Source organism: Nocardia arthritidis NBRC 100137, from assembly GCF_001612765.1.
In the GTDB taxonomy this organism is placed as follows: domain Bacteria; phylum Actinomycetota; class Actinomycetes; order Mycobacteriales; family Mycobacteriaceae; genus Nocardia; species Nocardia arthritidis.
The window spans coordinates 123,022-144,648 of the sequence record NZ_BDBB01000013.1; the positions used below are offsets into that span (position 1 = coordinate 123,022).

Here is a 21,627-nt window from a genome sequence, read left to right on the forward strand (position 1 = left end):
CCGCCACGCCACGCGCGCCGCAGTCCGGCGCGATTCCGGCCGCGCCGCGTCCGCCTCGGTCCGGCGCCATCCCGGCGGTGCCCAGACCTCCTCAGTCGGGTCCGATCCCCGCCGCACCGCGTCCGCCCCGCTCCGGGCCGATCCCGGTCGCCACGCCGGAGTCCGATCGCGTGCCGCCGCCGCGCTACGCCCCCCCGCCGCCGCAGCAGTTCCCGCCACCGCCGCGGCAACGGCCGGCCGCCCCGGTTCGGCACGAGCCCGCCGAACCGGATCGCCCGCGGACCAGGGAGTGGCCGGCGGCCACCGACACCGCGGAGCCGCCGAAGGCGGACGATTCGAAGCAGAGTGCGAACTCCCGGCTGCTCAGCGACTCGGGATCGATCGCGTTCGCGACGCTGATCAGCAGGATCACCGGCTTCGGCAAGCAACTGCTGCTGCTGACGGTGCTCGGCCCGGCGATCGCCAGCGCGTTCACCGTCGCCAGCCAGATTCCGAACATGATCGCGGAACTGGTGCTCGGCGCGGTGCTCACCGCGATCGTGGTGCCCACCCTGGTGCGCGCGGAGCAGGAGGATCCGGATCGCGGTGCCGCGTTCGTCCGGCGCCTGGTTACCGCGGCTTTCGTGGTCCTGGCCACCGCCGCGCTGTTGGCGACGGCTGCGGCGCCGGTGCTGACCACCCATGTCTTCCTGTCCGACGACGGCAAGGTCAACACCGCGCTCACCACCGCGCTGGCGTTCCTGCTGTTGCCCGCGATCCTGTTCTACGGCATGTCGGCGCTGCTCACGGCGATCCTGAACACCCGGCAGATGTTCAAGCCCGGCGCATGGGCGCCGGTGCTGAACAACGTGGTCGTGCTCACGGTGCTCGGCTTGTACGTCCTGATGCCCGGCGAGATCACGCTGGATCCGGTCCGGATGAGCGACCCGAAGCTGCTGGTGCTCGGCGTCGGCGTCACGGTCGGCGTGGTGGTGCAGGCGGTCAGCCTCCTTCCGGCCATCCGCAGGGCGGGCATCGACCTGCGACCGCTGTGGGGGGTCGACGCTCGCCTCAAGCAGTTCGGCGGCATGGGCGCGGCGATCATCCTGTACGTGCTGATCAGCCAGGCGGGCTTCGTCTTCGCCACGCGGATCTCGTCGCATGCCGACGCGGCGGGCCCGGCCATCTACAACAACGCGTGGCTGCTGCTGCAATTGCCGTACGGCGTCCTCGGTGTCACGGTGCTCACCGCGATCATGCCGCGGCTGAGCCGCAACGCCGCCGCCGACGACACGCCCGCGGTGGTCGACGATCTCTCCGCCGCCACCCGGTTGACCATGATCGCGCTGGTGCCCGTGGTCACCTTCCTCACGCTGGCCGGTCCCCAGGTCGGGCAAGCGCTCTACGGGTACGGCAACTTCGGATCCGACGCCGAACGTCTCGGCCTCGCGGTCAGCTGGTCGGCGTTCGCGCTGATCCCGTACTCGCTGGTGCTGATCCACTTGCGAGTGTTCTACGCCAGGGAGCAGGCGTGGATTCCGACCTGGATCATCCTCGGCATCACCGCCGCCAAGATCGTCTTCTCCGCGCTGGCGCCGGTGATCACCGACGCCGAGCACGTGGTGATCGCGCTCGGCGTCGCGAACGGCCTCGGGTTCACGGTCGGCGCCGTGGTGGGTGGTTGGCTGCTGCACCGTAGCCTCGGTGATCTCCGGATGGCCAATGTCGGCCGCACAGTGACCCGTGTCGTGCTTGCGTCACTCGCGGGTGGCGCGGTGATGTGGATCGTGGATCGGGTACTCGGCCTGGATCGACTGACCGCGTCCTTCCACGGCCCGGGTTCGCTGATCCGGGTGGCGATCACGGCGGTCGTCATGTTCGCGGTGGCCTTCGGTCTGATGCGACTCGCCGGAATCCCGGAGATCGTGGCCATCACCGTGGCCATCTCCCGGCGGCTCGGCTGGACCCCGCCCGCACCGGATCTCGACCTGGAGAGCCCGGTCGAAGATCCTTATGTCACGCAGGTGCTCCGCAGGCCCGATCCCTACTTGGCGTACCCGCGGTTCGATCCGTACATGGACGCCCAGACCATGGTGCTGCCGGTAATCAGACCCGATGCCGTTGACCGCACCGGCATGGGGGAGTTCCCGTACCCTGTTCGGCAGAGAAGCACAAGTGGCGAATTCGCCGGAACCTCGACATATCAGGGCGAAGGAGGACCGAGGGTGAGCGACGACGCGGTGGGCGGCGTCCCGGCCGCCGATTCTTCTGCGACCACGCCCGGCGGACTGTCCACCGATGTACCGCCGACCGCGGGGGAGCCGTTGGATCCCGCGTACGCGAACAAGGAGCCGGGCACGGCTCCGCCGGAGCAGGACGCGGCGAGACCGCAGGAGAATCAGCTGCCGCCAAGGGATCCGATGTACGACACCGGGATGATCCCGGTCGGCTCGCCGGAGATGCCGCCGATGGGCGGCGAGAACTTGGGTGCACGGCGGATTCCGCGCGGCCCCAAGCTCATTCCGGGCGCGTCGGTGGCCGGCGGGCGTTACCGTCTGCTGGCGGGCCATGGCGGCGCCCGCGGACTGAAGTTCTGGCAGGCGCTGGATATCAAGCTCGATCGCGAGGTCGCGCTGACCTTCGTCGACGCCGACCAGAAGGCCACGGAGAACTCCGGGCAGGACGGCCCCCAAGCGATCCTGTCCCGGACGCTGCGCCTCGGCCGGATCAACTCGCCGGGCCTCGCCCGCGTTCTGGACGTCGTGCGCGGCAGCTCCGGCGGCATCGTGGTGGCGGAGTGGACGCCGGGTCGCTCGCTGCGCGAGATGGCCGAGACGGTGCCGTCGCCGATCGGCGCGGCGCGGGCCATCCGCGCCCTCGCCTCGGCGGCCGAGTTGGCTCACCGCGGCGGTGGCTCGCTGTCCATCGATCATCCCGACCGGGTGCGCATCAGCGCCTCGGGTGATGCGGTGCTCGCCTTCCCCGGCACCCTCTCCGACTCCGACGCCCAGTCCGACGTACGCGGTCTCGGCGCGATGCTGTACGCGCTGATCACCGCCCGCTGGCCGATCCGCTCGGGTGGTGTCAGCGGATCCGCGGCGACCGTCGGCGGGCTCCGTTTCGCCGACTTCGGCCCGGACGGCACTCCGGTGGAGCCGCGCCAGATCCGCCCCGAGGTGCCGTTCGAGATCTCCGCGGTCGCCGTGCGCTCGCTGGAGTCGAACAAGGGCGTGCGGACAGCGGCGACGGTCCAGCATGTGCTGGAACAGGCGTCGGTGGTCGATCAGAAGACCGATTTCATTCCGGTGCTGCGGCTCGGCCAGCGCGCGCCCGCGAACATGGACGACTCGCTCGCCGATCCGGAGCTGCTCGCGGCCGAACGCGAGCGCTCGCAGCGGATGATGTGGATCATGGTCGGCCTCGGCATTCTCGCCGCGCTGGTGGTCGGCGTCGTCATCTGGTGGATGGTCAGCTTCTTCGCGCCGAGCGCTTCGGACGCGCCGCTGAACGAACAGCGCAATATCGGCCTCACCACGAACAACCAGCCCGTTCCGACGCCGGCTGCCGCGGGCCCGAATCTCACGTCGACCGGTGTGCCGGTTCCGGTGACCGGGGTGTCGGTGTTCTCGCCGGAGGGCACCGCCGACGGCGTGGCCAACGTCCAGGCGGTGCTGGACAACGATCCGGGCACGCAGTGGCGCACCGATCAGTACTTCCAGCAGTTCCCGGCGCTCAAGAAGGGGGTCGGGCTGCTGGCCACGCTGCCCGCCCCCGCCAAGCTCACGAATGTCTCGATCAACTCGCCCAGCGCGGGCACGTCGGTGGAGATCCGCACCTCGCCCACCGGCTCGCCGACGTTGGATCAGACTCAGCTGATCGGTTCCGCCCGCTTGGACAACGGGGTCACCGACATCCCGGTGCGCGCCGACCAGGCCGCCCGCTACGTTCTCGTCTGGATCACCGGACTGGGGAATTCCGGAGGACAGTTCCAGACGGCTATCGCCGACATCCGTTTCGACGCCGCGTCGTAACTCGGCTCCGCTTCCGCCGCACATTCCTTCGTGCGGGCCACTCGTGGCGCGATGTCGATCGTCGCGTATTCCGCCGTACTCCGGCCGCTCATTCGGTTGCTGCCAAAACGTTACGGACGATATGATCTTGGAGCGCTCTCGGCAGGGGAGTTCCCGGGTACTGGCGTTTCGGTCCTGGATGCTGCGAGATCTCGGTGATGGTCAAACTATGCCCGTTGCCGCCGTGAGGGCCGTCAGGGCCGTCAGGGCCGTCCAAGGGGTTGGCATTGTCGTCCGAAGTGAACGAGGAGCTGGGCAGGGGGGCGTCGCGGCCGGTGATGTGTCACGAGCGTTCCCTCGTGCTCGGTGAGTGCACCGATGTGGAGTTGTTGCGGGCGCATGTGAGTGGTCAGCGGTATGCGTTCGCCGAGTTGCTGCGCAGGCATAACGATCATCTGTGGCAGACGGCGTTGCGTACGTCGTATACGCGGGAGGATGCTGCTGATTCGTTGCAGGATGCGTTGTTGTCGGCGCATCGCACGGCGGGGGCGTTTCGTGCGGAGGCCCAGGTGCGTAGTTGGTTGCACGCGATCGTGGTGAACGCGTGCCTGGATCGGATTCGTCGTAACAAGACCAGGGGCGCGGTGTCGTTGTCGCCGGAGTCGATGCCCGAGCCGAGGGATGAGCGCGACGAGATGGCGGCGGTGGAGATGTCGATGGTCGTCGATCGCGCGTTGTTCTCGTTGCCGCCGGAACAGCGGACGGCGTTGGTCGCGGTGGATGTGGAGGGGTATAGCGTGGCCGAGGCGGCCGCGTTGCTGGGTGTGCCGGAGGGGACGATCAAAAGCAGGTGCGCCCGCGGGCGGCAGCGGTTGAAAGAGCGATTGGATTATCTGCGTGATCCGGGGAACCGGAGGTAGTTGGGATGCGTCATTAATAGTGACGAACCACTGAACGATTCAGAGGCAGGTCCCGTCGGCGAGGGGATCCCCGCGATGTCAGATGCGAACAACGGAGGTGCGATGGCTACCCGGTCCGTGCCGCAGCCCCCGTTCACGCCCGAATTGCTGGCCGACCTGCATGCCGACAATGTGACATCGGCGCAGCGCGAGCAGCTGTGGCCGGGGGTCTCGCGCGACCCGGAGGCAGTGCGGTACCTGGACGCGTTGGATGAGGTCACCACCGAGTTGCGTGCTCTCGGCCGGGATGAGCACATCATCCATTCGATGCCGGAGGACGTGGCAGCACGGCTCGCTCTGTTCGTCGACGAACTGGAACCACCCGAGGATGCTCAGGCAGAGAACGCCACGGTCTACCAGCTTCCCCCCGCGCGGGCGCGCGAATCCGCTGCGGGAGCGGAGGTTTCCGGATCGGCGCCGGTGGGTCTCGATGAGCGTCGGCGCGGCAGATCGCGCTGGCTCGCGGCCGCGGCCGCGGCGATCGTCACGGTGGCGGGCGCCGGTGCCTGGTTCTCGACGTCCTTCGACGGCGATGACCCCGCGCCCACGGCGCAACCGACCCCCGGCAACGACGACTGGGGTCACGATCTCACCGCCACCGTGGCCCTCAGCGCGCTCGGCAAGCACAGCGTCACCGGATCGCTGGCCGGCCCGGAGGCGCTCGAACGTTGCGTCCGGGCCAACGGTCTCGACCGCACGGTGCTCGGGTCGACCGACATCAGATTCCAGGGCGGCAACGCGGTGCTGATCCTGCTCAACGGCCCGCAACCGCCCAAGATCACCGCGCTGGTAGTCGGGACCGGCTGCGGTACCGGCGATCCGCAGCGCAAGGCACTGCAGGACATCGGCTGACCTTGCGATCTGCGCCACGCACACGGGTGTGACCCGGACAAGCCGGGAACAACAGCCATTACCCTGTTGTTGACCGACACGTCCGATCGAATCTTCCCGGAAGGGCCCCATGAGCGAGCGTAGCGAGCAAAGAAACGACACCGGCACGCCAGTTCGCGACCTGATCATCATCGGCTCCGGACCCGCCGGTTACACGGCTGCCGTCTACGCGGGCCGTGCCGAGCTCCAGCCGCTGCAGTTCGAGGGGACCCAGTTCGGCGGTGCGCTGATGACCACCACCGAAGTCGAGAACTTCCCCGGCTTCCGCGGCGGCATCATGGGCCCTGATCTCATGGAGGAGATGCGCGAGCAGGCCAAACGGTTCGGCGCGGAGATCCGCACCGAGGACGTGGATGCCGTCGACTTGACCCGCCCGATCAAGAAGGTCGTCGTCGGCGGGGAGACCTTCGAGGCCTACGCCGTCATCCTCGCCATGGGCTCGGCCGCACGCTACCTGAACGTTCCGGGGGAGCAGCGTTTGCTCGGCCGCGGTGTCAGCGCCTGCGCCACCTGCGACGGTTTCTTCTTCAAGGGCCAGGACATCGTGGTGGTCGGCGGCGGCGACTCCGCGATGGAAGAGGCGACGTTCCTGACCAAGTTCGCCGCCAGCGTCACCATCGTGCACCGCCGCGAGGAGTTCCGCGCCTCCCGCATCATGCTGGAGCGGGCGAAGGCGAACGAGAAGATCAAGTTCGCGCTCAACGCCGAAGTGGTCGAGGTGCACGGTGAGACCAGTGTCACCCATCTGACTCTGCGTGACACCCGGACCGGCGAGACCTCCGAACTGGCCGCCACCGGCCTGTTCGTCGCGATCGGTCACGACCCGCGCAGCGAACTCGTCAAGGGCCAGGTCGCCTTGGACAACGAGGGATATGTACTGGTGCAGCACCCGACCACCGCCACCGAGATTCCCGGCGTCTTCGCCGCGGGCGATCTCGTCGACCACACCTACCGCCAGGCGATCACCGCCGCGGGCACGGGCTGCCGAGCGGCCATCGACGCCGAGCGCTGGTTGGCCGACCAGGGCGACATCACCTCGAACACCCTCGCCCACGCGGGTGAGTCGGTAACCGTCCCCGCCAACTGAACTCGCGCGAACGAGCAACACCTTTCATCTCGCTGTATCGCAAGGAGAACACTCATGTCCAAGTCCGCCAACACGGTCACCGTCACCGACGCGTCCTTCGCCGACGAGGTGCTGCTGAGTGAGAAGCCCGTCCTCGTCGATTTCTGGGCGGACTGGTGCGGACCGTGCAAAATGGTCGCGCCCGTCCTGGAGGAGATCGCGGCCGCGTACGCGGACAAGCTGACCGTCGCGAAGGTGGACGTGGACGCCAACCCGAGCACTGCCCGCGATTATCAGATCCTCTCGCTGCCCACTATGATGCTGTTCCGCGGCGGTAAGCCGGTCAAGCAGATCGTCGGGGCGAAGGGCAAAGCGGCTCTTCTGCGCGAACTCGAAGACGTCATCTGACGGCGCGATCCGACGACGCGCCGTACGATGCCTGGACCCGGGGATTGTCGAAACCCGGTCCGGGTCTGAGACAATCGACCGACGTTCCGGTCGTGCGAAGGTGTATCCCATCGCATGAGTGGGTACCCGCGGGTTTGACGGAAGGAAAGGGCTCTCACGCATGCACCGACTTCGTCACGGCGATTCCGGTCCAGCCGTAGCAGAGGTTCGGAGCACCCTGGCAAGCCTCGGGTTCCTACACGCGCATGTCGCTACCGATCGCGCGGACACACGCGAGTATTGGAAGGACACCGAAGTCTCCTTCGACCACCACCTCGACTCCGCGGTTCGCGCATTCCAGCAGCATCGCGGCTTGCTCGTCGATGGCGTGGTCGGCCCGGCCACCTACCGGGCACTGAAGGAAGCGTCCTACCGGCTCGGTGCGCGCACGCTGATCTACCAGTTGTCCGCGCCGCTGTACGGCGACGACGTGGCCACGCTTCAGCGCAGGCTGCAGGACCTCGGGTTCTATGTGCACCGCGTCGACGGCTACTTCGGTCCGCACACCCATGACGCGCTGACCGCCTTCCAGCGGGAGATCGGGCTGTCCGCGGATGGCATCTGCGGTCCCGACACCCTGCGCTCGCTGGATCTGCTCGGCGCCAGGGTGACCGGAGGCAATCCGCACCGGATCGCCGAGGAAGAGGTCGTGCACCGGGCGGGGCCTCAGCTGACCGGCAAGCGGATCGTCATCGATCCGGGTCTCGGCGGTCCGGACAAGGGTTGCGCCGTGCCCTCCGAGTATGGCGAGGTCTACGAGTCGGAAATCCTGTGGGACCTGGCCAGCCGTCTGGAAGGGCGGATGGCGGCCACGGGCATGGAGACCTTCCTGTCGCGTCCGTGGGGCGCCAACCCCACCGACGTCGAACGCGCGGACACGTCCAACGCCTTCGACGCCGACCTGATGATCTCGCTGCGCTGCGCCACCAACCCGAGCCCGCTGGCCAACGGTGTGGCCGGATTCTACTTCGGCAACTCGCACGGCTCGGTGTCCATGATCGGGCAGGTGCTGGCCGGCTTCATCCAGCGGGAGGTCGTCGCCCGAACCTCCTTGCAGGACTGTCGAACCCATGCGCGAACCTGGGATCTGTTGCGTCTCACCAAGATGCCCACCGTGCAGGTCGATATCGGTTATCTGACCAACGAATACGATGCCTCGGTGCTCACCAACCCGCGCATGCGCGACGTGATCGCCGAAGCCATCTTGATCTCGGTGAAGCGGCTGTACCTGCTCGGGCAGGACGACCAGCCGACCGGTACCTACACGTTCGCGGAGCTGCTGGCCGAAGAATTGGCCGCCGCGGACCGTATGTAGTCTCGGCTTCCTCGCAACGAAACGCCCCCTGCCTTCTGACTCGGCAGGGGGCGTTTCGGCGTCTGCGTCAGCGCGCCCCGATACGGGTCGGCGCGGTCATCGATGCCGCCGCGAGCAGCTGATCCAGCGCCCGTTCGACGTCTTCCTTCCAGCCGTGGTCCGAGTCGAGTTCCAACCGCAAGCGGGGGAATCGGTGATGCTGGGCCACGACCTCGAAGCCGACATCCTCCAGGAAGTCGGCGTCGATCATGCAGCTCTCGGGCGAGCACTCGGTCGTCGCCCCCGCCGCACCCGCCCCCTTGATCGGTGCGACGATCCGCTCGAGCAATGTCATCGAGCCGGATCGCTCCGCGAGCGCCTGCGTCGCCGGGTCGGTACGGATGCCGAACGCTTCCAGAGCGCGCACGCCACGACGCACCAGATCGGCTACCACAGCCTGGACCAGGCGATGGGCTACATCGGCACCCTGATACGGGAATTCAGCCCGCAGCGTGGTCAGCAGGACCGCGTCCGGGCTCACGGGGGAGGTGGGGAAGAGCGCGGCCCGTGGTACCACCCTCGGCGGTGCGTAGAAGGCACAGCCGGCGACGCTGCCGTCGACGTTCGCCACCTGTCCGCACGAACCCCACTCCAGCATGACTGTGGACAGCCAAGCTTCCTTCTCGAACACCGGATCGCTGAAATTGCGTGAGTCCTCCGCCACCGCGGGGTCCATTTCCCAGAAGACACAGCGCCGCGCATGCGCGGGAAGCTTTTCCAGTCCGCCGAGGGTTAGTGCTGTGACGCTGGTCGACACTGCTCTGCTCAGCCTCCAGCTGTCCGATTCATCCACGCTCACGTCGCATCAAAGTTTGCTCGCCAGCAAGAATAAGCGATCAAAGGGAACCCGCCTCATTCCATGTCGCTGTGCTGTTGGTCAATAGAACTTGTGTTGCTTCGCCGGGAGCGACGCGCGCTCCACGACCGCGCGAAACCCCGCCGTCACAGTGACGTTTCAGTCGGGGACTCGCACCTGTCGAAACCACAAGTTTAATTTCGTCACTTCTGTCACACCTGGGGCGCGCTCTGCTCCATCAGGGCGACGATCCTTTCGAGGTCTTCGACCGACCCGAATTCGACGACGATCTTGCCTTTGCGCTTGCCCATACTCACGAGGACCCGGGTGTCGAAGGAGCCGGACAGCCGATCGGCCACGGCCTGTAGGCCTGGCATCTCGATTGGCTTGCGACGGACGACGGGAGAGGGCGCGGCCGCGTCCTGCTCTCGGTTCGCCAGCATGACAGCTTCCTCGGTGGCCCGGACCGAGAGTCCCTCGGCGACGATTCGGGCGGCGAGCACCTCTTGAGCGTCCGCACCCGCTTCGAGACCGAGCAGTGCTCGCGCGTGCCCGGCGGACAGTACGCCCGCCGCGACCCGGCGCTGCACCGGGATCGGCAACTTCAGTAGACGGATCATATTCGTCACAACCGGTCGAGAGCGGCCGATTCGCGTGGCCAATTCCTCGTGGGTGACGTCGAATTCCTCCAACAGCTGCTGGTAGGCCGCCGCCTCTTCGAGTGGGTTCAGCTGCACTCGGTGGATGTTCTCCAGCAGGGCGTCGCGCAGCATCGACTCGTCCGCGGTCTCCCGGACGATCGCGGGAATGGCGGCCAGACCCGCTTCCTGGCACGCTCGCCAGCGCCGCTCGCCCATGACCAGCTGATAGCGGTCCACGCCCGGCTCCGTCCGGCGCACCACGATCGGCTGCATCAGACCGAATTCGCGGATCGAATGCACCAGCTCGGCCAGGGCGTCTTCTTCGAAAACCGTGCGCGGCTGCTTCGGATTCGGCTCGATCTGGTCCGGCGGGATCTCCCGGTAGACGGCTCCGCCTGCCTCGAGTTCGGCGTTGTCGTCAGGATCCGGTACCCGATGCAGATAGGTGGAGGGGGGCTGCGGCCCGACCGGATCCAGACCGATGACACTCGCAGCGGCGCTGCTGAGGCCCGGAGAGGCCGTCGGTGTCGTCGGAATCAGCGCGGCGAGACCGCGCCCGAGCCCACCCTTCTTCGCCTGACTCATCGGTCTACCGACCCCTTCCTCATTCCGCCACCAAACCGAACTGTGCCGAGTGTCGACCCGGCCCGCCGAGTCACTCCGCCGACTTCGTCGCGGCGACGCGCGGCACCGCGCGGGCCGCCATCTCGCGTCCGGCATCCAGGTAGCTCATCGCGCCCCGGGAGCCTGGATCATAATCGAGCACCGTCATGCCGTAACCCGGCGCCTCGGACACCTTCACACTGCGCGGGATCACCGACCGCAGCACGACATCGCCGAAGTGCCCGCGGACCTCCTCGGCGACCTGGTCCGCCAACTTGGTCCGACCGTCGTACATCGTGAGGATCACCGTCGAGACGTGGAGTTCCGGATTCAGGTGCGCCTGCACCAGTCCGATATTGCGGAGCAATTGACCGACGCCCTCCAGGGCGTAGTACTCGCACTGGATCGGGATCAGCACCTCCTTCGCCGCGACGAGAGCGTTCACCGTCAACAGACCCAAGGAAGGCGGGCAGTCGATCATCACGTAGTCGATGTCGTAACCGGCGATATTCGCCTCTTGGATTGCGGCTTTCAGCCGACCCTCCCTAGCCACCATCGACACGAGTTCGATCTCGGCGCCCGCCAGATCGATGGTCGCGGGGATGCACAGGAGACGCTCACTGTGCGGACTCGTCTGGATTGCATCCCTCACCGAGACCTCGCCGATGAGCAACTCGTAGCTGGAGGGGACGCCCGAATGGTGCTCAATACCCAGGGCCGTGCTGGCGTTGCCCTGTGGGTCGAGATCGATCACGAGAACCGTCATCCCCTGATGCGCCAGGGCAGCCGCCAGATTCACGGTGGTGGTCGTCTTCCCGACCCCGCCCTTCTGATTGGCGATCGTGATGATGCGTTGCTCGTGCGGTTTCGGCACAGTCACCTTTCCTGGATGGAGGACCTGACTTGCACGTTGCGCTTCGGCAGCTATCGGGGTCTCACTGGGGGAGATGTGCCCGAACGGCGTATTTCCGAATGCCTCCGCGTCGAAATTGCTGGAGTCCAGCATCCCCGGCACGCGCGACGTTGTTTCCCGTGAAACATTCGCCGGACCGCTCGACATAGACAGCTCCTAACCCGAGAAACTTCAGAACACGTACGCGCGATTGGACGGATCGGCGCCGTGCCAGCAACAGCCTTTGTCGGATCGAACACGATGCACAACCGGGTCCGCAGCGCCCGATCGACCGAGCGGAGCTCCTCGCCGCTGTGACAATCAGATCCCTCCGTGGCACCTACGCTCACGCCCGACGGACACTAGCTTGCCAGCACTGAGCGGTTTAAGAAAGCTGAATCGCGGCGAGGCGCAGAGCGACACGCAAATCCGCACGAAATCACTCCGCCACGCCCGCTGTTTCACATGAAACATTGGCCGCGAACCAGTGGGCGGGTCGGTTCGACCGGACGTGGCGGACTGAGGACGGAGGACGGATCCAGAGGACCGGACAGCTGGGTCGCAGCGTCGGTTTGGCCGGCCCGCTTCCGGTCGTCTCACCCCAGCATTGTCCGTCCAGCGGATGTTTCTTCGTTCCTTCGATGGCCTTGCCTGGTCACGAATGCGGCGAGGTCCGACGAGGTGAGGGATTGCAGTCGGCCGAATGCGATCACGGACAGGCGATCCCGCCAGATCCTGGGGAGCGCATCGGCATGGGGTACATGAATAGCGGGCGCGTCATGCCGCGGCTGGTGAGCGAAAGCGGTCGAGCGTTTCAGTGCGCACCGCAGTAGGCCACCGGTGTTCCGCTTTGGGATGCGGCAGCGATCGAGCGTGGGGCAGAGGCGGACAAGCGCGCCGCCGGAAGGCTGGAGCACAGGAAGCGGCAGCTCCGATGGAAAGAGCGGCTGACGACCCGGTTGAAGGGAGTACCAGCCAGTTGACGCCTCGGTCTGTTCAGCACCGCAGCCGATGTTTCACGTGAATCATCCTGTGCCGCAACCTCCACGCAAGACGGCCCACAACCCCCGCCACTCGATGAACTGGTCGCACCCCCTGCATACAACCACTTCTCCAGCGCGTGAGCGTTTCGCCCATTGAAGGGAAACCTCCTCGGGCCCAACAGCCTGCCCGCTTCGGGCACTTGCTATTCGGTGTCGCAGCCGCATCATGCTCCGTGCCGTATTACCACGATCCGTCAATCGGTGACCCTCCAAACTCACTGCCCTTCGGCCTACGCGCTCCGCCCTTTCGCACCTTGTTCGTGATGTGTGCCCTTCACGTGTGCGCGCTCTTCGCCTTCTGTGATCTCTGTTCGCACGCACTCTCGGTTGTCGCGCTCTCCCACCCTTCCGCGCCCTTCACCCCTCCGCGCGCTCAGTCTTGCGCGTTCCTCGGCTCTTCCGGTGCCCACCGCTCGTCCGCGCCCACCGCTCGTCCGCGCCCCGCGGTTCTCGCGCCCTCCCGCCCATTCGCGCCCACCGCCCTTCCGTGCGCTCAGTTCCTTGGCTCTCCCCGCCCTCCCCCCCCTTCCGCACGCTCAGTTCTTGCGCGCACCCTCGCCTTCGTGCCCTCCACCTTCGTGTGCGCCCTCCACCTTCGTGTGCGCCCTCTGCCTTCACGCCTGCATTCCGCCCGTCCGTACACATCTTCTGCGTGGCGCACCCCGCCCCTTCTGTTTCGGTGCGCCCGTACCTTTGCGCGCTTCGCTCTCCTGCTCGCCCCGAACTCCCTCGACAATCCACCCGGCTGTCGCTATTCGCGCGTTCCGCTCATTGGCGCCGCTGCACACATCCGCTCCGCCGCGCGCTCACTTTCGCCTGCGCGCACCCACCTCCGCGGCGCGTGCTGACCCCCTCCGCGTGTACTCGCCTCGTCTGTACGCTTGCACCCCCGCCGCGCAGCATGTCTGTCGTTGGCGCGAACCAAGACCGGGGCGCAATAGGGACGGCTCGAGGCGTAACTCAATACTCGATCGTTTCTGCTCAGCAGCCCGGCATGACACGAGTGTGCTGTCCAGATACTCAACGGACTGGCTTGGCCTTCCGGACCACAAGGCACACGCGGTCACGCCCGGCTAACCCTGTCTGCAAGTGAGTGCCAAAAGATTGGTTCGCACAGCGCTCCTGGAAGCAGGGCCTCTCGTCGCACCGCGAGTTCAAGCGGCGCAGAGGACTCCCTTAACCGTCGCGCGGTGGAATTGATCGCATCGGCCGCTATCAGCGCCCGAACCGCCCGCCGAAGACGATCCTTCCGGCCTCACCCGACTGGAGCGGCTGCAAAGTTCACACTTCATGTCCAGGCAAGGAATCGACTGCGATTCACGTGAAACATTGGGATGGTCGAGCGCGCTGGCCGTGCATCACGGTGTCGCGGCTCCGATTCACGTGAAACATTCGGAGGTAGTGGCGCTTCGACTCGACGTCGCCCAGTCTGCGAGGAGACCTCGCTACTGCCTCGGATAGTTCCGCTTGATCGGCGCGCCGCCGGACGCGGTCCTGCTGCCGTCTTCGCTCCAGTGACCGGGCTGGTGTCCTCCGTGTGGCCGCGGCAGCGTTCCGACGGCGCGCAGCACTGGCTGTTCGAGCCCGCAGGTAATCCACCGCGTCGAACTCGACCCGGACAACGCGCGAATGCTGGGCTCGCACGGATCTGCAGCCGGACAGCTTGGCACGCTCTGGGTGATGTTTCCGCGGCCGAGGGTGACCGTGGTCGCCGGGACGAAACAACTCCGCTTCGCCGCGCTCTACTCCACCATTTCGTCAAGGTGACGAAATGCACCCAGGCCCTAGGTCCAGCTAGGAAGCTTCGGCATCGAAGCTTCTACTTGGCCTTGCGCGCCGCACGCTTGCGTCTGCGCTCCGTCGTCGCCGTCCGCCCTGCCTTAGCTCCACGCTCGACCGCTCGTTCTGCCCGCCGCAGGGAACTGCGCTCGGCGCGAGGGAGCCGCTCGGCGCTGATCACCATGGTGGGTGTGGCCACGAGGCCGACACCGCATTGCAGCACGACCGCATTGCCGGCTCCGGCTTTCGCCATCGCGGCGCCATCGCGTTCCAGTTCTTCTGCTGCGCTGGAGCCCTTGAGTGCGAGCATGTGCCCGTGGTCGCGCAGGAGGGGGAGTGACCACTGAGCGAGTTTGCCGAGCGGGGCTACCGCGCGAGACGTGACAACGTCCGCGCCGCCGGCTTCTTTCATCACGCCGGACTGTTCGGCCCGGCCTCGCACCACGGTTACATCCAAGTCCACCGATTCGATGAACTCGCTCAGAAAGACGGTTCGACGCAGCAGTGGTTCGACCAGGGTGATCCGCAGGTCCGGCCGCGCGATCGCAAGCGGGATACCGGGCAGGCCGGCACCACTGCCGATGTCGACCACGGAGGCTCCCTCGGCGATCAACTCTCCGAGGACTGCACAGTTGAGGATGTGGCGATCCCAGAGGCGGGGTACTTCGCGTGGGCCGATCAGGCCGCGCTCCACGCCCGCGGTCGCGAGCGCTGTGCAATATCGACGCGCGAGATCGAGTCGGTCGCCGAAGACGGTGGCCGCCGACGCGGGTGGCTCCAGCTCCGCGGGTACCGCGGCGGCTCCACCGAGATCTCGTTCCACGTGAAACATCCTTCCGAACTCGGGTCGATCTACGAGCGAGCAATCGGGCTCCGGACACGAACAAGGCCCCCGATCCGAAGACCAGAGGCCCTATCCAACCACTACCCGTCCGGGCCGCGAAACATGCCGCCCCCTTGGGGATGCCGCGAGTCAGCCTGGAACGACCACCACGTGCCGGTTCGGTTCCACGCCTTCGCTCTCGCTGCTGACGCCCTCCACCGCGGCCACCGCGTCGTGCACGATCTTGCGCTCGAACGGCGTCATGGGCGCCAGCGACTCCGGCTCGCCGGAGTCCAGCACTCGCTGCGCTGCGGCCGCACCGAGCTCGCTCAGTTCGGACCGCCGCTTGGCCCGCCAGCCTGCCACATCCAGCATCAGCCGGCTGCGCACTCCGGTCGCCTGCTGGACGGCGAGACGAGTCAGCTCCTGCAACGCGTCGAGCACCTCGCCGTTGCGTCCGACGAGCTTCGTCAGATCACGTCCGCCGTCGATGCTCACTACGGCCCGGTCGCCTTCGACGTCGAGATCGATGTCGCCGTCGAAGTCCAGTACGTCGAGCAACTGCTCGAGGTAGTCGCCGGCGATCTCGCCTTCCTCGATGAGTGCTTCCTCGGCATCGGTCACGACATCGCCGGTGTCCGCCTCGGCGTTCGCCATCGTCGTCGCCACGGTGGCATCCCCTCCGTCGGTCTCAACAGTCATTTGATTTCCTTCATCTGCTCATCGCGCGCGCCGGGCACTCGCCGCCGGGCGGTATTCGCGATCAAGGTTGCTCAGCGGTCGAGGTGGGCGGATCAGCCCACCGATCGGTCGTCAGCGCTTGCGCTTCTGATTCGCCCTACCCCGGTTGCCCGGCCGTTTCTGGCCGGCCGGTCGGCGTTGGCCCGCGGCCTGCTTCGACGGCTTCGCGGTGCCATTCGTCGATGCGACAGCAGTGTCCTCGTCCGACCCGGCGTCAGCCGCGGCGGCGGATGCCGGCTTCTTCTTCACGTTGACCGGTTTGGCGCCGGGCTTCGGCGCGTTCTGCGCGCGCTGCTCCAGCTTCGCCTGCTTCTTGGCTTCTTCTTCTTTCGCCATGCGACCGAACACGAGGTGCTGCTGCCCATAGGTCCAGATGTTGTTGGAGACCCAGTACAGCAGGATGGCGATGGGCAGGAACGGGCCACCGACGAGCACGCCGAGGGGGAACACCCACAGCGCGAGCTTGTTCATCATTGCGGCCTGCGGATTGGCCGCGGCTTCCGGCGTCTGCCGCGCCACCGACGCGCGGGCGTTGAAGTGGGTCGCCAGACCGGCGATGACCATCAGGGGAATTGCGACGAGCGCGATGCTCAGCTTGCTCGGTACGCCGCCGTAGCTGGCGAATGCCTGCAGTTCGTTGACGGGTGTGGTGATGAACGCCGAGATCGGCGCACCGAAGATGCGGGCGCTCAGGAAGGACTGGACATCGGCCGCGCTGAAGACGTAGTTCGCAGTGTTCGCGTTCTGCTCCGGTGTCATCCCGAGCTGACCGAGGCCGTGGCCGGTCCGGTTGAACGAGCGAAGCACATGGAAGAGTCCGAGGAACACCGGGACCTGAGCGAGGATCGGCAGGCAACCCATCAGCGGGTTGAAGCCGTTGTCCTTCTGCAGCTTCTGCATCTCGACCGCCATCTTCTGGCGGTCGTTCTTGTACTTCTTCTGCAACTCTTTGATCTGCGGCTGCAGTTCCTGCATCTGCTTGGTGGTGCGCACCTGCTTGACGAACGGCTTGTAGAGCACAAGGCGCAAGGTGAACACCAGGAACACCACGGCCAGCGCCCAGGTGAGACCGTTGTCCGCGCCGAACGCGAACCCGAAGACTCGATGCCAGAACCAGAGGATCCAGGACACCGGGTAATAAATGAAGTCGAGCACGGCTCTATGCACTCCCGTCGTTCGTGTCGCCGATCACCGCGTGCGGCGATCCTTTACAAGCGTTCGGCTCCGACCGCGGTTCGGCGGGCAGGCTCGGTTCCTGCGTCGCCGCGTCGGTCGCTGCCCCGTCCGCCGGCTCGGCGCGGGATGTGCTCCGCTTCCGCTCCGGGACGGGGTCCCACCCACCAGGGTGCCAGGGCGCACATTTGGCCAAGCGCACGACCGTCAGTCCGAGCCCGATGAACAGGCCCCGAGTGCGCAGTGCGGTAACCGCGTACTCACTACAGGTCGGGGTGAAACGGCACACCGGCATGCGGGTGGGGGAGACGTAGGTCCGATACAGCTCGATCGAAAAGATCAGCACGTTCACGGGCAGTCTGGCGATCTTCGCCCAAAGGCTCATGCCTGGCCGCCCGTCGACACGCCCGTCTCGGCACCGAAGCCGAGCTTGCGCAGTGCGGTGCGCACCTGGCGCAGCAGGTCCTCCGACGAAGCCGTCGCGGCGCCCGGAAGCGCACGGATCACGACATCGGTCCCTGGCGGCAGTTCGTCGACCACCTGGGCGCACATATGACGCAGGCGGCGGGCAACGCGATGTCGAATCACCGCGTTGCCCACCGCCTTGCTGACGATCAACCCGAAGCGCGGCCCGCCTACGCGGACCAGCAGGTCGTCCGGGACCTGATCATGTCGTCCATTCGCGCCCACAACTCCGTCATACCCGTGTGCGAGCGCATGCACGACCAGATCACGCCTCCCGATTCGCTGGCCGCGGCGCACCGTCCGGGAGAAGTCGGCACGATGATGCAACCGATACGGCTCAGGCAACACCCGAGCGTCCGAGAGCGAGGATCAGGCAGTGAGGGAGGCGCGGCCCTTACGGCGACGCGCCGAGACGATGGCGCGACCCGCACGGGTGCGCATCCGGAGGCGGAAGCCGTGAACCCGCGCCCGACGACGGTTGTTCGGCTGGAACGTCCGCTTGCCCTTGGCCACGGTCAACACTCCTCGAGTAGGCGGGCACCAGGTGGTGCCCGAAGCTTGTCGGTGATACGTGTATTGCGCGAATGAATCGCAGGTCTGGTCATCATCGGCGCGCGTCGGTCCTGGCGCACAGTCGGTCGATCCACGACCTAAACGCGGTCAGCACAAGACCGCCACCGCACCAAGGGGTGACTGTACGAGGGTACTGACCGGTCCGGGACGGGTCAAACTCGCCCCCCTCTTTCCCCGGCCCCGGCGACCAGGGGTAATCAGTCGTCTGGAGTCAGACGTTCCGGCCATTCCGTGAGTTCGTCCACACCCCTAGCCATCGCGTAGCTCTGGCCACTAAGGTACGTAGCCAGACGATTGCTGCAGAACCGCAGGTCGCAGCGTTGCCTTTTCCGCGCATGCGCGCGATTCACAGCTCTCCAGGGTTCTCCACATCTGTGGATAATTGTGTGGAAAGACCCCTGGAGTGGCATATTCGTAGGGCCGACGGTGCCCAAGCCGCTGTCCTGATGGGGGACCCGGACAGCGTCCGAACCGGTTACGGACGTACGCAGGATCACGGGGCCACCCCCGAGCATCACACTCCGCGCGTGCACCGGCCGTCTGCTCCTATCGACCTACTCCGGGGAGGAAACTGCATGGACGACGAGCAGAACGTGCTGGCCACCGTATGGCCCGAGGTGGTCAGCGAGCTGACCACCGGATCGCCGGACGGCGCCATCCCTCCGGTCACCCGGGCACAGCAGGCCTGGCTGAAACTGGTCAAGCCGTTGACGGTCGCACAGGGGTTCGCCCTGCTCTCCGTGCCCTCGTCGCTGGCCCAGGAGGCCATCGAGCGCGATCTGCGCGAGCCCATCCTCCGTTCCCTCGGCCGCAGGCTCGGCCCCCAGGTGGAAGGACTCGGCGTCCGCATCGCCGCCCCGACCACCCCGACCGTCGACCGCCAGAGCAACACCCCACGGCACGCGCGGATGACGAGCAGGCCCGAGCGCCCACGAGAAGGCCGGGCTCCCGCCGCCTACCCGGGTTCGGAATTCCCCGGCCGCGACGCATACCCGGGGCCGCGTTATGCACAACCCGCCGCCGACTTCCCCGCGGCGTCTTCGTACAACGACGGCTCCGACTACCCGGGCGCCGACTACGGTCAGGACTTCGCTCCGCCGGAGGAGTACCGCCAGCCGGAGTACGCCCACACCGACTATCCACAGCACGGTGAGTACTCCACGACGGCCGAGCTGCCGATGATGTCCGGGCCGGAGGTCGCACCGCGCCGCGAACCCGGACTTCCACCGCGCCGGGAGCCTTCGATCCCGCCGGGGCAGGAGTCGCTGTTCAACCCCGAACCGTCGCCGGGCAGCGCGCGCGGCCCGCTCCGTGCACCGCTGCGCGAGACCACCGACGACGACACGGGATTGGCGCACGATCCGGTACGTGAGCCGGTCACCGAACGCCCGCGCGGCGATCACGACGACGAGCCCGTGGTGAACGTCCGCAACTCGTGGCCGACCTACTTCGCCAAGTCACAGGAATCGCCCGCTCCGTCGACGTCCTCGGCCAGCCTGAACGCGAAGTACACCTTCGAAACCTTCGTCATCGGCGCGTCCAACCGCTTCGCGCATGCGGCGGCCGTCGCCATCGCCGAAGCTCCCGCCCGCGCCTACAACCCGTTGTTCGTCTGGGGCGCCTCGGGATTGGGCAAGACACACCTGCTGCACGCGGCGGGCCATTACGCGCAGCGTCTCTTCCCGGGCATGCGGGTCAAGTACGTGTCGACCGAAGAGTTCACCAACGACTTCATCAACAGCCTGCGCGACGACCGCAAGGTCGCGTTCAAGCGCCGTTACCGCGAGACCGACATCCTGCTGGTCGACGACATCCAGTTCATCGAGGGCAAGGAAGGCATCCAAGAGGAGTTCTTCCACACCTTCAACACGCTGCACAACGCGAACAAACAGATCGTGGTCTCCTCGGATCGTCCCCCCAAGCAGCTGGCCACGCTGGAGGAGCGGCTGCGGACGCGGTTCGAATGGGGACTGATCACCGATGTGCAGCCGCCGGAGCTGGAGACGCGCATCGCCATCCTGCGCAAGAAGGCGCGCATGGACCGGCTCGATGTGCCGCACGACGTGCTGGAGTTGATCGCCAGCCGGGTGGAGCGCAACATTCGCGAGCTGGAGGGCGCGCTGATCCGGGTGACCGCGTTCGCCTCGTTGAACGGCCAGCCGCTGGATCTTCCGCTGGCCGAGGTGGTGCTGCGCGACCTGATGCCGGACACCGCCGCGCTGGAGATCAACGCGGCCACGATCATGGCCGTCACGGCGGAGTACTTCAACACCACGTTGGAAGAGCTCACCGGTCCCGGCAAGGCTCGCCCGCTGGCCCAGGCCAGGCAGATCGCCATGTATCTGTGCCGAGAGCTGACCGACCTGTCTTTGCCGAAGATCGGTCAGGCGTTCGGCCGCGACCACACCACGGTGATGTACGCGGAGAAAAAGGTACGCAAGGAGATGACCGAGCGGCGCCGCGTCTACGACCAGGTGCAGGAACTCACAGCCCGGATCAAGCAGCGCTCTCGCTGAGCGGCATCCACACCCAAGCACCGCCCCTGACCTGGGGCGGTGCTTTTTTGTAGGTTGTGGATTCCTCGAGGAATTCTTGTGGAGTCCTCGAGGAATCCCCTGGTTTGTCCACCGATCCGCTAACAGGGCGCGGTGATCGCCTCCTCGAGTCCCCTCACAGGGCGAATTCCACAGTTTCCCCAGGCGTGCTTGCACACAGGGCCTGACCTCGGACCTGTCCGGATCGGACCTTGTGGAATCCTCGAGGAGTCCGTGTGGAGTCCTCGAGGATTCCTCGAGCTGTCCACGATTTCGTGCACATGTGTGAACAACCGGGTGAATCCGGTGGAACAACTCGAGGACCACTCGAGGATGAATCTGGGACAACTGCGGAACCTCCACAGACCCCTCGTGTTCATCCTCGAGACACTCCGAGGCCATCCCCACAGCGCCACGCCCCCTGAGCAGCGGATTCGGGCGCAGTCCACAGAATCCACAGTGCCTACTACTACTTCAGTTCTTCTCATTAGAGATCTCTCTTCAAAACAGGCTGTGTGGAAAGTCGGTCGGACGCCGCACCTTCGCCGGCCGGTCCCGGTCTCCGGCAAGGACGACGGGACGGAGGAGAGCTCGATCCATCGGTGCCGAAGCCGGATCGGCATCCGGCGTCCGTGCCCGCGGTATGCCCCGACTCGGTCCCGGTACCCCGCCTGCCCGTCCGCGCTCAGGACTCGCCTATTCGTGGCGCCGGAGGGTCGGGCTAGGTGCACGTCCCTCGCGCGGGTACGGTTTGATGTCTGTCGCCTGTGCCAGACTGCGAAGGCGGCCGATTCGGCAGGACCCTTTCGAGCACCGACACTGACGAGCCGACAACAGATCACGGAACCGGGAGAGGAC

The 21,627-nt window shown here is 66.5% G+C and carries 16 protein-coding genes; 7 read left to right on the forward strand and 9 right to left on the reverse strand.

The genetic code is table 11. The annotated features are described in order from the left end of the window. Positions 1-77: 77 nt before the first annotated feature. From NA8_RS11425 to NA8_RS11450, 6 genes are all read left to right on the forward strand, one after another. Positions 78-4,010 carry a murein biosynthesis integral membrane protein MurJ gene (locus tag NA8_RS11425; protein ID WP_245663780.1) on the forward strand — a complete coding sequence of 1,311 codons (3,933 nt, stop codon included), beginning with the start codon at positions 78-80 and terminating at the stop codon, positions 4,008-4,010. A gap of 317 nt (positions 4,011-4,327) precedes the next feature. Beyond that, entirely contained in the window at positions 4,328-4,909 is a 582-nt protein-coding gene (sigM, locus tag NA8_RS11430; protein ID WP_063050423.1) for an RNA polymerase sigma factor SigM, read from the forward strand. Positions 4,910-5,011: 102 nt separating this feature from the next. Continuing rightward, entirely contained in the window at positions 5,012-5,800 is a 789-nt protein-coding gene (locus tag NA8_RS11435; protein WP_063050344.1) for an RsmA family anti-sigma factor, read from the forward strand. 109 nt (positions 5,801-5,909) lie between these two features. Further along, positions 5,910-6,926 carry a thioredoxin-disulfide reductase gene (gene trxB, locus NA8_RS11440; RefSeq protein ID WP_063050345.1) on the forward strand — a complete coding sequence of 339 codons (1,017 nt, stop codon included), beginning with the start codon at positions 5,910-5,912 and terminating at the stop codon, positions 6,924-6,926. Between the two features lie 54 nt (positions 6,927-6,980). Beyond that, positions 6,981-7,313, forward strand: coding sequence for a thioredoxin (trxA, locus tag NA8_RS11445; RefSeq protein WP_063050346.1), 333 nt, complete (start codon positions 6,981-6,983; stop codon positions 7,311-7,313). Between the two features lie 160 nt (positions 7,314-7,473). Then, the gene (locus NA8_RS11450) at positions 7,474-8,667 is read left to right on the forward strand and encodes an N-acetylmuramoyl-L-alanine amidase (protein ID WP_063050347.1); all 1,194 of its coding nucleotides are present in this window, start codon (positions 7,474-7,476) and stop codon (positions 8,665-8,667) included. A 67-nt stretch (positions 8,668-8,734) separates the two neighbouring features. Here NA8_RS11450 and NA8_RS11455 read toward each other — a convergent pair whose 3' ends face one another. From NA8_RS11455 to rpmH, 9 genes are all read right to left on the reverse strand, one after another. Next, the gene (locus NA8_RS11455; RefSeq protein ID WP_063050348.1) at positions 8,735-9,463 is read right to left on the reverse strand and encodes a hypothetical protein; all 729 of its coding nucleotides are present in this window, start codon (positions 9,461-9,463) and stop codon (positions 8,735-8,737) included. A 251-nt stretch (positions 9,464-9,714) separates the two neighbouring features. Further along, entirely contained in the window at positions 9,715-10,728 is a 1,014-nt protein-coding gene (locus tag NA8_RS11460; RefSeq protein ID WP_063050349.1) for a ParB/RepB/Spo0J family partition protein, read from the reverse strand. 70 nt (positions 10,729-10,798) lie between these two features. Next, positions 10,799-11,752, reverse strand: a complete 954-nt coding sequence (locus tag NA8_RS11465; protein WP_040871376.1) for a ParA family protein — start codon at positions 11,750-11,752, stop codon at positions 10,799-10,801. Positions 11,753-14,500: 2,748 nt separating this feature from the next. Continuing rightward, entirely contained in the window at positions 14,501-15,292 is a 792-nt protein-coding gene (rsmG, locus tag NA8_RS11470) for a 16S rRNA (guanine(527)-N(7))-methyltransferase RsmG (protein ID WP_084466699.1), read from the reverse strand. Positions 15,293-15,433: 141 nt separating this feature from the next. Continuing rightward, complete coding sequence (locus NA8_RS11475; RefSeq protein ID WP_051175727.1) at positions 15,434-15,940, reverse strand: Jag family protein; 507 nt, start codon at positions 15,938-15,940, stop codon at positions 15,434-15,436. Between the two features lie 156 nt (positions 15,941-16,096). Next, positions 16,097-17,179 (reverse strand): membrane protein insertase YidC, encoded by a 1,083-nt coding sequence (yidC, locus tag NA8_RS11480; RefSeq protein ID WP_063050350.1) that lies wholly within the window; start codon positions 17,177-17,179, stop codon positions 16,097-16,099. A 4-nt stretch (positions 17,180-17,183) separates the two neighbouring features. Then, on the reverse strand, positions 17,184-17,582 hold the full coding sequence (yidD, locus tag NA8_RS11485) for a membrane protein insertion efficiency factor YidD (protein WP_063050351.1): 399 nt from the start codon (positions 17,580-17,582) through the stop codon (positions 17,184-17,186). After that, positions 17,579-18,010, reverse strand: a complete 432-nt coding sequence (gene rnpA, locus NA8_RS11490; protein ID WP_063050352.1) for a ribonuclease P protein component — start codon at positions 18,008-18,010, stop codon at positions 17,579-17,581. Before rnpA ends, yidD begins: the two co-directional genes overlap by 4 nt. A 21-nt stretch (positions 18,011-18,031) precedes the next feature. Beyond that, positions 18,032-18,175 (reverse strand): 50S ribosomal protein L34, encoded by a 144-nt coding sequence (gene rpmH / locus NA8_RS32620; RefSeq protein WP_006550910.1) that lies wholly within the window; start codon positions 18,173-18,175, stop codon positions 18,032-18,034. 635 nt (positions 18,176-18,810) lie between these two features. On the opposite strand from rpmH, the gene dnaA reads away from it, so the two are divergent. Continuing rightward, complete coding sequence (gene dnaA / locus NA8_RS11495) at positions 18,811-20,751, forward strand: chromosomal replication initiator protein DnaA (protein ID WP_063050353.1); 1,941 nt, start codon at positions 18,811-18,813, stop codon at positions 20,749-20,751. Positions 20,752-21,627 lie beyond the last annotated feature (876 nt).

Bases quoted from the DNA above. Each gene is read 5' to 3' on its own strand.
- NA8_RS11475 (WP_051175727.1), bottom strand. From the start codon at position 15,940: ATGGCGAACGCCGAGGCGGACACCGGCGATGTCGTGACCGATGCCGAG.
- NA8_RS11460 (WP_063050349.1), bottom strand. From the start codon at position 10,728: ATGAGTCAGGCGAAGAAGGGTGGGCTCGGGCGCGGTCTCGCCGCGCTG.
- NA8_RS11435 (WP_063050344.1), top strand. From the start codon at position 5,012: ATGGCTACCCGGTCCGTGCCGCAGCCCCCGTTCACGCCCGAATTGCTG.
- trxB (WP_063050345.1), top strand. From the start codon at position 5,910: ATGAGCGAGCGTAGCGAGCAAAGAAACGACACCGGCACGCCAGTTCGC.
- dnaA (WP_063050353.1), top strand. From the start codon at position 18,811: ATGGACGACGAGCAGAACGTGCTGGCCACCGTATGGCCCGAGGTGGTC.
- trxA (WP_063050346.1), top strand. From the start codon at position 6,981: ATGTCCAAGTCCGCCAACACGGTCACCGTCACCGACGCGTCCTTCGCC.
- sigM (WP_063050423.1), top strand. From the start codon at position 4,328: ATGTGTCACGAGCGTTCCCTCGTGCTCGGTGAGTGCACCGATGTGGAG.
- NA8_RS11450 (WP_063050347.1), top strand. From the start codon at position 7,474: ATGCACCGACTTCGTCACGGCGATTCCGGTCCAGCCGTAGCAGAGGTT.
- rsmG (WP_084466699.1), bottom strand. From the start codon at position 15,292: ATGTTTCACGTGGAACGAGATCTCGGTGGAGCCGCCGCGGTACCCGCG.
- NA8_RS11465 (WP_040871376.1), bottom strand. From the start codon at position 11,752: ATGCTGGACTCCAGCAATTTCGACGCGGAGGCATTCGGAAATACGCCG.
- yidD (WP_063050351.1), bottom strand. From the start codon at position 17,582: ATGAGCCTTTGGGCGAAGATCGCCAGACTGCCCGTGAACGTGCTGATC.